This window comes from Inquilinus limosus MP06, assembly GCF_000767795.1.
Classification (GTDB): Bacteria; Pseudomonadota; Alphaproteobacteria; order DSM-16000; family Inquilinaceae; genus Inquilinus; species Inquilinus limosus_E.
This window is the reverse complement of sequence record NZ_JANX01000166.1, coordinates 1-11014: the sequence shown is the minus strand read 5'-3', so window position 1 is coordinate 11014 and position 11014 is coordinate 1. Positions and strand designations below refer to the sequence as shown.

Annotated in this window: 12 protein-coding genes; 6 read left to right on the top strand and 6 right to left on the bottom strand. The window is 70.7% G+C overall.

The window, feature by feature from the left end:
- On the bottom strand, nucleotides 1-268 hold a 268-nt coding region (locus P409_RS14960), incomplete at its 3' end, for a Gfo/Idh/MocA family oxidoreductase (RefSeq protein WP_034838219.1).
- Between the two features lie 102 nt (nucleotides 269-370).
- Between P409_RS14960 and P409_RS14955 the strand changes: the two genes are divergently transcribed.
- On the top strand, nucleotides 371-1114 hold the full coding sequence (locus P409_RS14955; RefSeq protein WP_034838214.1) for a TlyA family RNA methyltransferase: 744 nt from the start codon (nucleotides 371-373) through the stop codon (nucleotides 1112-1114).
- Nucleotides 1115-1198: 84 nt separating this feature from the next.
- Nucleotides 1199-2203: a Dyp-type peroxidase gene (locus P409_RS14950; RefSeq protein WP_034838210.1), complete on the top strand. Its 1005-nt coding sequence runs from the start codon at nucleotides 1199-1201 to the stop codon at nucleotides 2201-2203.
- Between the two features lie 42 nt (nucleotides 2204-2245).
- Here the strand turns inward: P409_RS14950 and sppA are convergent, their stop codons facing one another.
- The 4 genes from sppA to pdxH form a co-directional block, all read right to left on the bottom strand.
- Entirely contained in the window at nucleotides 2246-4000 is a 1755-nt protein-coding gene (gene sppA, locus P409_RS14945) for a signal peptide peptidase SppA (RefSeq protein ID WP_052120660.1), read from the bottom strand.
- A 22-nt stretch (nucleotides 4001-4022) separates the two neighbouring features.
- A complete protein-coding gene (locus tag P409_RS14940) occupies nucleotides 4023-4595 on the bottom strand; it encodes a peroxidase-related enzyme (protein ID WP_034838208.1) in 573 nt (190 codons plus the stop codon).
- An 83-nt stretch (nucleotides 4596-4678) separates the two neighbouring features.
- A complete protein-coding gene (locus tag P409_RS14935; RefSeq protein WP_081991514.1) occupies nucleotides 4679-5632 on the bottom strand; it encodes a cation diffusion facilitator family transporter in 954 nt (317 codons plus the stop codon).
- Entirely contained in the window at nucleotides 5629-6306 is a 678-nt protein-coding gene (gene pdxH, locus P409_RS14930; RefSeq protein WP_081991513.1) for a pyridoxamine 5'-phosphate oxidase, read from the bottom strand. Before pdxH ends, P409_RS14935 begins: the two co-directional genes overlap by 4 nt.
- A gap of 117 nt (nucleotides 6307-6423) precedes the next feature.
- Here pdxH and P409_RS14925 point away from each other — a divergent pair, with 117 nt between their 5' ends.
- A complete protein-coding gene (locus P409_RS14925) occupies nucleotides 6424-6894 on the top strand; it encodes an RT0821/Lpp0805 family surface protein (RefSeq protein WP_034838205.1) in 471 nt (156 codons plus the stop codon).
- A gap of 134 nt (nucleotides 6895-7028) precedes the next feature.
- On the opposite strand, the gene P409_RS14920 is transcribed toward P409_RS14925, so the two are convergent.
- On the bottom strand, nucleotides 7029-8396 hold the full coding sequence (locus P409_RS14920; protein ID WP_052120656.1) for a YihY family inner membrane protein: 1368 nt from the start codon (nucleotides 8394-8396) through the stop codon (nucleotides 7029-7031).
- Nucleotides 8397-8507: 111 nt separating this feature from the next.
- On the opposite strand from P409_RS14920, the gene fabI reads away from it, so the two are divergent.
- From fabI to aroC, 3 genes are read left to right on the top strand one after another with little or no spacing between them, the layout of a single operon-like run.
- A complete protein-coding gene (fabI, locus tag P409_RS14915) occupies nucleotides 8508-9347 on the top strand; it encodes an enoyl-ACP reductase FabI (protein WP_034838203.1) in 840 nt (279 codons plus the stop codon).
- Nucleotides 9344-9841 carry a GNAT family N-acetyltransferase gene (locus P409_RS14910; protein WP_034838200.1) on the top strand — a complete coding sequence of 166 codons (498 nt, stop codon included), beginning with the start codon at nucleotides 9344-9346 and terminating at the stop codon, nucleotides 9839-9841. The genes fabI and P409_RS14910 overlap by 4 nt, the downstream gene beginning before the upstream one ends.
- Before the next feature lie 18 nt (nucleotides 9842-9859).
- Nucleotides 9860-10933 (top strand): chorismate synthase, encoded by a 1074-nt coding sequence (aroC, locus tag P409_RS14905; RefSeq protein ID WP_034838197.1) that lies wholly within the window; start codon nucleotides 9860-9862, stop codon nucleotides 10931-10933.
- The last annotated feature ends 81 nt before the right edge of the window (nucleotides 10934-11014 follow it).

Genomic DNA, 11014 nt, shown 5'->3' with positions numbered 1-11014 from the left:
GGCCGGCGGCGGCCAGTTCGGCGATTACCCCGGGCGCGGCCGGCTGCGACACCGACACCACGGTGAAGCGCGGCCGGGTCAGGCGCAGCAGCGCCTCGACGCTGCGGAAGGTCGGCACGCCCCATTCCGCCTCGAAGGCGGCGCCGCGCGCCGGGTCGCGCACCACCACGCCGTCGACGCGGAAGCGCTCCGGCAGCGCCTTGGCGACGCGCAGGAAGAACTCGGTGCGCCAGCCGGGGCCGACGATGGCGAAGCTGCAGGCGGGCATGCGAGGTTCCTTCCCTAGGAGAGACTCGGGCGCCGGATCGGAATCTCACCCCGGAACCGCAAAGGGTGTAAACCGCATCCGACAGGATGTCGGAGGGACACGATGGCGAAGCGGCCGCGGGCGGATCTGGTGCTGGTCGAGCGCGGCCTGGCCGAAAGCCGGGCGCGGGCCCAGGCGCTGATCCTGGCCGGGCTGGTCTATGAGGGCACCAAGCGGGTCGGCAAGCCCGGCGACGGCATTGCCCAGCCGGAGGCGCTGACGGTGCGCGGCCGCGACCATCCCTGGGTCAGCCGCGGCGGGCTGAAGCTGGTCAAGGGCCTCGACCATTTCGGCATCGACCCGACCGGCCTCGTTGGGCTTGACGTCGGCGCCTCGACCGGCGGCTTTACAGACGTGCTGCTGAACCGTGGGGCGGCGAAGGTCTATGCCGTCGATGTCGGCCACGGCCAGCTGGCCTGGTCGCTGCGCCAGGACCCGCGCGTGGTGGTGCTGGAGCGGACCAATGCCCGGCACCTGGATCGGGCGCTGGTCCCGGACCCGGTCGGCATCGTCGTCTGCGACGCCAGCTTCATCGGGCTGGAGACGGTGCTGCCGGCGGCGTTGGCCCTGGCGGCGCCGGGCGCCTGGCTGGTGGCGCTGATCAAGCCGCAATTCGAGGTCGGGCCCGACCGGGTCGGCAAGGGCGGGGTGGTGCGCGACCCGGAGCTGCACCGCGAGGTCTGCGACCGCATCACCGCCTGGCTCGCCGCCCGTCCTGGCTGGCAGGTGCTGGGCGTGACCGAAAGCCCGATCACCGGACCGGAGGGGAATGTCGAGTTCCTCATTGGGGGAAAGTTCGAGGGATAGGGTGCCGCGGTGACATCCGCCCTGGACGGCGGCCCCGCGGGGCGGCTGTAATCCGCCGCGGGGGAACCGGGTGGAGCATCTGCGATGTCGGGGAAGAATTGGGACCGGGTGCCGATCGACGCCCAGAGCATCGACGCGCCGCTGTCGCGCGCGGCCGTGTTTCTCGTCGTCACCGTCGGCAACGACCGGGCCGCCCTTGCCACGGCCTGCTCGGTGCTCGACGGGCTCGACGACCTGGTCAAGACCGTCGGGTTCCGCGACCTGTCCGGCCGGCTGTCCTGCGTCGTCGGCCTCGGCCGCGATCTCTGGGATCGTCTCAGCCTCGACAGGCGGCCCAAGGAGCTGAAGGCCTTCGCGCCGATCGAGGGGCCGGTCCACACGGCGCCGTCGACGCCGGGCGATCTGCTGTTCCACATCCGGTCCGAGCGCCCCGACCTCTGCTTCGAGTTCGAGCGCATCCTGCTCGACAGCCTCGGCGCCGCCGTGACCGTCGTCGACGAGGTCTCGGGCTTCCGCTATTTCGACGCGCGCGACCTGCTCGGCTTCGTCGACGGCACGGCCAATCCGGCCGGCCTCGACCTGCCCGCCTCGGCGCTGGTCGGGGACGAGGACGCCGATTTCGCCGGCGGCAGCTATGTCGTCGTCCAGAAGTACCTGCACGATCTCGGCGCCTGGGGGCGGCTGCCGACGCCGGACCAGGAACGGATCATCGGCCGCACCAAGATCGACAATATCGAGATCGATGACGACGACGCGCCGCGCAAATCGCACAAATCGCTGGCCACCATCACCGATGCCGACGGCACCGAACACGACATATTGCGCGACAACATGCCCTTCGGGCGCCCGGGGCAGCACGAGTTCGGCACCTATTTCATCGGCTATTCCCGATACCTCTGGGTGATCGAGAGGATGCTGCAGCGGATGTATGTCGGCGACCCGCCGGGCGCCTATGACCGGTTGCTTGATTTCTCGACCCCGCACACCGGCACGACCTTCTTCGCCCCGGACCGCCCGACGCTGCAGGCGCTGGTCGAGGCGGCGCAGGAAAGGATTGCGGCCGCCCCGCCGACCGAGACGCCGCGTTAGACCGGAGGTTGGGTTCGCGGTCGGCAAACCCAACTTACGTCCTTATCGTCCCAGCACCAGCGGCTGCATGGCCGCGACCGGGCCGTCGGCCGCGGCGGCGAGGGCGCTGAACCGTTCCGCGACCGGGGCCAGCGGGCCCAGCCCGGCCTGCTCCAGCAGCGCCGCCCCGCCCAGCGGGCTGCCGGAGACCAGCCGGCGCAGCGTGTCGAGCGCCGAGCGCGGCCGCGGCAGGCGCACCACCGCCACCTTGGCGTCGGGGCCTAGGCCGATCGCCTGGCGGGCGATGACCATCGCCGCGTCCAGGCCGCCCAGCCGGTCCACCAGCCCGTTCTTCACCGCCTCGCTGCCCAGCCAGACCCGGCCCTGGGCGATGGCGTCGACCGCCTTCGGGTCCATGCCGCGGCCCTTGGCCACCAGCTGCAGGAAGGCGTCATAACCGGCGTCGATGCCGGCCTCGAACCGGGCCTTGCCGCTGGCGTCCAGCGGCTCGTTCAGGGTCCAGATGCCGGCATTGCGGCCGCGCTGCACATTGCCCCAGTTGACGCCGACCTTCTTCCACAGCGCCTGCAGCACCGGCTTGCCGGCGAAGATGCCGATCGACCCGGTCAGGGTCGACGGCTCGGCCACGATCGCCTTGGCCTGGGCGGAGATCCAGTAGCCGCCGGAGGCTGCGGCCTCGCCCATCGACACCACGACCGGCTTGCCGGCGTCGCGCGCCCGGCCGACCGACCGGCCGATCAGGGCCGAGGCGACAACCGATCCGCCGGGGCTGTCGACGCGCAGCACGATCGCCTTGATCTTCTCGTTCTCGACCGCGTCGTCGATGGTCTGGGCCAGCTCGCGGCCGACGATCTCGCGCTCCAGCCGGCTGTCCGACGGCTCGTCGACGATCGGGCCGGTGGCGTAGATCACCGCCACCTGCGGCTGGTCGGCCTTCGCCTCGGGCTCGGTCGCTTCCAGATAGTCGTCGGCCTTGACCTCTGCCAGCTTGCGGCCGGCGCGGGCGTCGACCAGGTCGTCGACCTGGTCCCAATAGGCCAGCTTGTCGACCAGCTTGGCGTCGACCGCCTCCTTGGCCGTGTAGGGGCCGCCGTCGATCAGCTTCTTGACCTGGTCCGGCGGCAGGGCGCGGCCCTGGGCGATGCCGGCCACCAGCTGGTCATACAGCCCCTGGGCCATGTCCTCGTTCATCGCCCGGCTGGCCGGGGTGAAGTCGCGCTCGGTGAAGGTCTCGGGTGCCGATTTGTACTGGCCGCGCTTGCTGACCTCGGGCTGGATGCCGACGGTGTCCAGGAGGTCACGCACGAACGGCACCTCGACCGAGATGCCGGTCAGGCCGACGCCGCCCTGCGGCATCATCAGGCTCTGGTCGAAGCCGGCGGCCAGGAACACGGCGACATTGCCCGGCCCGGCGCTGCCCAGGTCCTCGGCATGGGCCACGGTCAGCTTGCCGGCGCGGCGCGCCCGGTCGATGGCGTCGCGCAGCTCCTGCGCCGAGGCCAGCGGCACCGCATCGGGCGACAGTCGGGCGACGATGGCGCCGACGCGCGGATCGGCGGCGGCGCGGTCGATCGCGTCGATGGTCTGGTGCAGCGTCAGCGGGGTGCGGCTCAGGCTGAAGCCGCCGGGCACCTGGTCCGGCGCGCCGCGGCGCAGGTCCAGCACCAGCGCCAGGTCGCCCTTGGGCAGCGGGTGCGTCCGCGTCATGGCGTACCAGGTCAGGCCGCCGCCCGCCAGGATCAGCAGCAGGAACAGCACGCCGAAGATGATGAGGATGGCGCGGATGAAGCGGCCCATGATGCGTCCGGCTCCGGGGAGATCAGCGGTTCATCGCGTGATAGTCGCGGTTCGGCATCATGTCGACGCCCGACGCGACGCGGTTCGACATGTTGAAGAAGCCGACGACGTCGCAGATGTCGAAGATGTCCTCGTCGGAAAAGCCCTGTTGGCGCAGCGCCGCGCGCTCGGCGTCGCCGACCATGTGCGGCTCGGTGGTCAGCCGCCAGGCGAAGTCCAGCATGGCGCGCTGGCGTGGCGGCAGCCGGGCGACGCGGTGGTTGAAGGCCAGCATCTCGCCCAGCTCCGGGTCGTCGGCCAGCCGCCGCACCGCCTGGCCATGCGCGACCAGGCAGTAGTAGCAGCGGTTGGCGGAGGAGACGGTGACGGCGATCATCTCCCGCTCCAGCTTCGACAGGCCGCTGTCGCCCAGCATCAGCTCATTGTATGTCGCGATGAAATTGCGCAGCTTCTTCGGCCGCAGGCTGTAGGCGCGGATCACATTCGGCACCAGGCCCAGCTTCTCCAGGCACTTGGCGTAATAGGCCTTGAGGTCCTCGTCGAGCGCGGCCTCGTCCGGTATCGGGAAGGCCATCACATGATCGGGCTGCGGCACGATGGGAATCCTCTCTGGTCGCCGGCCCAGCCTAGCAGGCGGCAAGGGCCGGGTCGAACCCGGCCGCAGAGGGGATCGGAGGGTCAGGTTCGGCGCTTGTAGATGCGGTGGTCCAGCCGGTCGTCGTCCAGCCCGGCCGGCTCCTGGTGCAGGATCACCTCGGAGTCGGGGAAGGCGGCGGACAGCGCCGCCTCCAGCCGGTCGCAGACGGTGTGGGCCTGCCACAGGGTCAGGCCGCCATCCATCTCGACATGCAGCTCGATGAAGCGGGTGCCGCCGGCGCTGCGGGTGCGCATGTCGTGCAGGCCCGCCACCTCCGGGTCGGCGCGGACGATGGCGGTGATCCGGCTCCGGTCCTCCTGCGGCAGCTCGCGGTCCATCAGGTGGTCGACGGCGCGGCGGGCGATGCCGGCGGCGCTGGCCAGCAGCCACAGCGCCACGCCGATCGCGGCGGCGGGGTCCAGCCATTGCCAGCCCGGCCGCTGGCCGATCACCAGCACCGCAAGCACGACGATGCTGGTGGCGGTGTCGCCGACATAGTTCAGCCGGTCGGCGGCGATCGCGGTCGATTCGGTGCGGCGGGCGACGCTGCGCTGGAACAGCACCAGCGAGATCGTCGCCACCAGCGACACCAGCATCACGGCGATGCCCAGCGGCACCTCGGCCACCGGCTCCGGCGTGATGAAGCGGCCGGCCGATTCGAAGATCAGCAGCAGGGCGGAGCCGCCGACGAAGGCGGCCTGGGCGATGGCGCCCAGGGGTTCGGCCTTGCCGTGGCCGAAGCGGTGCGACCGGTCGGGCGGCCGCAGCGCGTGGCGCACGCTGATCATCAGGATGCCGGAGGCGGCGACGTCGACCATGCTGTCCAGCAGCGACGACAGGATCGCCGCCGACCCGGTCACCAGCCAGGCGCCCAGCTTGAGCACGGCGAGGGTGGAGGCGACCGAGACGCTGATCGCCGTGGCCAGCCGCAGCAGCCGGTCGCGCCGCGCCTGGTCGCCGCCGGTCCGGCCACCGGTTTGGACGGTCTCGGTCACGGATACAGCCGGTGGTGGCGCCAGCCCTCCAGGCCCGGCTCGTACACCACCCGGTCGTGCAGGCGGTACGGCCGTTCCTGCCAGAACTCGATCCGCCACGGCACCAGGCGGAAGCCGGACCAGTGCGGCGGCCGCGGCACCGGCCCGTCCGATTCCTCCGGCCCGAAGCGGCGGGTGGCCTCGTCGACCGCCTGCTCCAGTGTCGCCCGGTCGGCCAGCGGCCGCGACTGGGCCGAGGCCCAGGCGCCGATCCGGCTGCCGCGGGCGCGGCTGGCGTAGTAGGCGTCGGCCTCCGCCGGCTCGACCGGCGTCACCGGCCCCTCGATCCGCACCTGCCGGCGCAGGCTCTTCCAGTAGAAGCACAGCGCCGCCCGCGGGTTGCGCGCCAGCTCCTCGCCCTTGCGGCTTTCCAGATTGGTGAAGAAGACGAAGCCGCGCGCCTCGGCCGCGGCGTCGTCGACCCCCTTCAGCAGCACCATCCGCACCGACGGCGCGCCGTCGGCCGTCGCGGTCGCCAAAGCCACGGCGTTGGGGTCGTTGATCTCATGGGCCGAAGCCAGGGTGAACCAGGTTTCGAATAGGGCGAACGGGTCCGTCGGCGGAACGAAATCCCGGTTTGCGGGTTCGGATGCGGCACTGCCGGGATTCGGCGTGTCGGACGGGGGCGTCGTCATGGCGCACGGCCTTCATTCGGTCGAATTTTGGCTACATTAGGGATCGACGCCGTGAAGTCCATGGCGGCCAGGACAGGTCCGATGCCCGCTGCGGGCATCCCAGGAGGATCGGAGAGAATGAGGAAGTTTACCATCGCCGCCGTGCTCGTGGGTGCGGTCGCCCTGGCCGGGTGCCAGGACTACGGCCCGAAGCAGGGCGCCGGCACCCTGATCGGCGCCGCCGGCGGCGGCCTGCTGGGCTCGCAGTTCGGCAGCGGCACCGGCAAGCTGGCCGCGACCGCCGCGGGCGTGCTGATCGGCGGCTGGCTCGGCAACTCGGTCGGCGCCTCGCTCGACCGCTCGGACCAGCTCTATGCCGAGCGGACCTACAACCGGGCCTTCGAGACCGCCCCGACCGGCACTGCCAGCTCCTGGCGCAACCCGGATTCGGGCAATTACGGCACCGTCACCCCGACCCGGACCTATCGCGACTACGGGCGCGACTGCCGCGAGTTCACCCAGACCATCTACGTCCAGGGCCGGGCCCAGACCGGCACCGGCACCGCCTGCCGCGAGGGCGACGGCACCTGGCGGATCCAGAACGGATGACGGTCAGGAACTGACCGTCATCCCGTGCGCGCTGCGGCGCGACGTGCCGCTGCGCAGATACGGGATCTCGGCATGAAGCCGAGCAGATCCCCGCTTTCGCGGGGATGACGAAGAGGGATAGGGAGGCCCGCCCGTCACGGCGGGCCTTCCGCATTCGGGGCCATCCGGTGCAGCGCGATCGGCGGCTTCTCGCCTCGGCCCGGCAGGCGCTCCGCCTGCGGCTCGTCCACCAGCACCGTCGCCAGCGGCACGCCCAGGCTGTCCTGATGCGCCTCCTCGGCGGCGTGGATGCGCTCCGCCAGCGCCTTCAGCCAGTCGCCCTCCAGCCCTGGCACCTCGCCGATCTTGCCGCGCATGCCGATGCCGAGGCCGCGCATCAGGTCGGCCAGCGTGGTGATCCTGAGGTCGCGAGAGATCAGCCAGGTATCGGCGGCGGAGCGCTCGACGAAGCGGGCATGGCGCAGCTGTTCCAGCATGCCGTCGAGGGCGGAGATGCCGACCGGCACCCGGTCCACCAGGGTCGGGCGATGCAGGCCGACGCCGAGGCGGCTGGCGGCCGCCAGCTCACGCAGGATGGCGACGGCGATGGTCAGGCGCGGCCCGGGCAGGATGCTGTCGATCTCGCCGCCCAGCAGGCGGCCGGACCGCCAGTCGGGCAGCGCCGCGGCGATCACCGCGCCGATCAGCACGATCGACCAGGCGAGATACAGCCACAACAGGAAGATCGGGATAGTGGCCAGGGCGCCGTAGATCGTCTCATAGGCCGGGAATTCGCGCAGGTACCAGGCGAACAGGCGCTTGGACAGGTCGAACGCCACCGCGGCGATGGCGCCGCCGATGACGGCGTCGGTCCAGCGCACCGACTTGTTCGGGATCAGCTGGTACAGGAAGGTGAAGCCGATGAACTGCAGCACCAGCGGCACGAAGCCGATGAAGGGCGACCACAGCTGCTGCGCCACGCCGCCGCCATGGCTGCCGAAGAAGTTGATGGTGAAGGAGAAGCTGGCCACCACCAGGATCGGGGTCAGGGTCAGGATCGCCCAGAAGGTGACGATCCGCACCAGCCAGGCCCGCTGCTCCTTCACCCGCCAGATGCCGTTGAAGGCGTCCTCGATGGTGGCCAGCAGCAGCACCGAGCTGACCACGAGGCCGACGATCGAGAAGGCGGTCAGCCGCCCGGTGTTCTGGCTGAACCCCTCCAGGTAGTTCAGCACCGTGTGCCCGACCTCGGGCACCAGCATCTCCACCAGCCAGGCCTGGGCGGCGCCCTTGATCACGCCGAAGGCCGGGAAGGCGGACAGGATCGAGAAGGCGATGGTGGCGATCGGCACCAGCGCCAGCAGCGAGGAATAGGTCAGGGCCGAGGCCGCCTGGGCGCCGCGGTCGTTCCAGAAGCGCAGCACCGCATACCGGCCGAAGGTGTAGATCGCCTTCGCCCAGCTGCGGGCTTTCTGCCCGAAACTCCGGCTCTGCTCTTGCCGATCACCCGGTCCCGATGCCATTCATCAGCCCACATTTGACCCGAAAGGGCGTTCGTGTACGATCCCCGGCGTATTCCCGAGGACCCGCGGCGCGCCCCGTTCGGGTGTCCTGACCCCAACTGAGGCTCTGCAATGACGGTTCCCTCTCCGCTCCTCCAAGGCAAGCGCGGCTTGATCATGGGCGTCGCCAACGACCGGTCGATCGCCTGGGGGATCGCCTCGGCCTGTGCGGCGCAGGGTGCGGAGCTCGCCTTCACCTACCAGGGTGACGCGCTGCACAAGCGTGTCAAGCCGCTGGCGGAGAGCGTCGGCTCGACCCACGTGCTGCCCTGCGACGTCACCGACCAGGCCAGCATCGACGCGGTGTTCCAGACGTTGGAGCGCGATTGGGGCCGGCTCGACTTCCTGGTGCACGGCATCGCCTTCTCGGACAAGAACGAGCTCGACGGCCTGTACCTGAACACGACGCGGGACAACTTCCTGCGCACCATGGACATCTCCTGCTACAGCTTCACCGCCGTGGCGCAGCGGGCGGTGCCGCTGATGACCGATGGCGGCAGCCTGCTGACCCTGACCTATTACGGGGCGGAGCGGGTGATGCCGCACTACAACGTGATGGGCGTGGCCAAGGCGGCGCTGGAGGCCAGCGTGCGCTACCTCGCGGTCGACCTGGGCGGCCGCAACATCCGGGTCAACGCCATCTCGGCCGGCCCGATCAAGACCCTGGCCGCCAGCGGCATCGGCGATTTCCGCTACATCCTGAAGTGGAACGAGCTGAACGCGCCCCTGAAGCGCAATGTCACCATCGAGCAGGTCGGCGGTGCCGGTCTGTACCTGCTGTCGGACCTCGGCTCCGGCGTCACCGGCGAAGTGCACCACGTCGATGCCGGCTATCATACCGTCGGCATGGTGGCGGTCGACAACGCGGCCGCGACGGCCGAGCTGCTGCAGAGCCTGGCGCCGAAGCCATGAGCGCGGCCGCCGTCACGGTCCGGCTGGCCACGGAAGCCGATCGCGCGGCGGTGACGGCGGTGTTCCAGGACCTGGACCGGCACTACGCCCAGGGCCGCGCGCTCGATCCGGATGCGGTGACGGCCGAGCGGGTGGAGCGCTATGTCTGGGGCGAGCATCCGACCGAGATCGCCCTGGCCGAGATCGATGGAAATGCGGTCGGCGTCGCCAGCTTCGGCATGCTGTTTCCGGGGAAGGCGCTGACCGGGCACCTGCAGCTCAAGGACCTGTATGTCCGCGACGGGGCGCGCGGCCTCGGGGCCGGGGAGGCGCTGCTGCGCTTCCTGGCCCGGCTGGCGCAGGAGCGCGGCTGCACCCGGCTCGACTGGACCACCGAGACCTGGAACGAGGGGGCGCAGCGCCTCTACGACCGGATCGGCGCGGCGCGTCTGCCGCAGAAGATCTATTATCGGCTCGAGGGCGACGCCCTCGACCGCGTGGCCCGAGAGGGCTGAGCCCGGGCGGATACGGATATGGCCGGCAACAGCTTCGGAACCCTGTTCCGCTTCACCACCTGGGGCGAAAGCCACGGGCCCGCGATCGGCGTCGTGGTCGACGGCGCGCCGCCGCGCATCCCGCTGGCCGAGGCCGACATCCAGCCCTGGATGGACAAGCGCAAGCCGGGCCAGTCCCGCTTCGTCACCCAGCGGCGCGAGGCCGACGAGGTCAAGATCCTCTCCGGCGTCTATGAGGGGCAGACCACCGGCACGCCGATCTCGCTGCTGATCGAGAACACCGACCAGCGCAGCAAGGATTATTCCGAGATCGCGGCCAAGTTCCGGCCCGGCCATGCCGACTACACCTACTGGAAGAAATACGGCATCCGCGACCCGCGCGGCGGCGGCCGCTCCAGCGCGCGGGAGACCGCCTGCCGGGTCGCCGCCGGCGCCGTCGCCCGCAAGGTCCTGGCCGGCGTCACCATCCGCGGCGCGCTGGTGCAGATCGGCCCGCACAAGATCGACCGCGACCGCTGGGACTGGGACCAGGTCGACCGCAACCCGTTCTTCTGCCCGGATGCGGAGACCGCCTCGCGCTGGGAAGACTATCTCGACGGCGTGCGCAAGGCCGGTTCCTCCACTGGCGCGGTGGTCGAGGTGGTGGCCGAGGGCGTGCCGCCCGGCTGGGGCGAGCCGATCTACGACAAGCTCGACAGCGACCTGGCCCGGGCGATGATGACGATCAACGCGGTCAAGGGTGTCGAGATCGGCGCCGGCTTCGGCGCCGCGGCGCTGTCCGGCGAGGAGAATGCCGACGAGATGCTGATGGGCAATGACGGCGAGCTGCGCTTCACCGCCAACAACGCCGGCGGCATCCTCGGCGGCATCTCGACCGGCCAGCCGGTGGTGGTGCGCTTCGCGGTCAAGCCGACCAGCTCGATCCTGACGCCGCGGCGCACGGTCGACATCGAAGGCCACAACACCGAGATCCTGACCAAGGGCCGGCACGACCCCTGCGTCGGCATCCGCGCCGTGCCGGTGGGCGAGGCGATGATGGCCTGCGTCCTGGCCGACCATTTGCTGCGGCAAAGGGCGATCGAGGATCGCTGAAGGCGAGGCCCGGCTTTCAGGGCTTCACCATTCGAGCGACTTCTGCCTTCCACACTCCCCCTCCCCTTGCGGGAGGGGGTA

What these genes read in the sequence shown, in the direction of transcription:
- P409_RS14955 (WP_034838214.1), top strand. Translation starts at nt 371, where the DNA reads ATGGCGAAGCGGCCGCGGGCGGATCTGGTGCTGGTCGAGCGCGGCCTG.
- P409_RS14950 (WP_034838210.1), top strand. Translation starts at nt 1,199, where the DNA reads ATGTCGGGGAAGAATTGGGACCGGGTGCCGATCGACGCCCAGAGCATC.
- sppA (WP_052120660.1), bottom strand. Translation starts at nt 4,000, where the DNA reads ATGGGCCGCTTCATCCGCGCCATCCTCATCATCTTCGGCGTGCTGTTC.
- pdxH (WP_081991513.1), bottom strand. Translation starts at nt 6,306, where the DNA reads ATGACGACGCCCCCGTCCGACACGCCGAATCCCGGCAGTGCCGCATCC.
- P409_RS14925 (WP_034838205.1), top strand. Translation starts at nt 6,424, where the DNA reads ATGAGGAAGTTTACCATCGCCGCCGTGCTCGTGGGTGCGGTCGCCCTG.
- P409_RS14920 (WP_052120656.1), bottom strand. Translation starts at nt 8,396, where the DNA reads ATGGCATCGGGACCGGGTGATCGGCAAGAGCAGAGCCGGAGTTTCGGG.
- fabI (WP_034838203.1), top strand. Translation starts at nt 8,508, where the DNA reads ATGACGGTTCCCTCTCCGCTCCTCCAAGGCAAGCGCGGCTTGATCATG.
- P409_RS14910 (WP_034838200.1), top strand. Translation starts at nt 9,344, where the DNA reads ATGAGCGCGGCCGCCGTCACGGTCCGGCTGGCCACGGAAGCCGATCGC.
- aroC (WP_034838197.1), top strand. Translation starts at nt 9,860, where the DNA reads ATGGCCGGCAACAGCTTCGGAACCCTGTTCCGCTTCACCACCTGGGGC.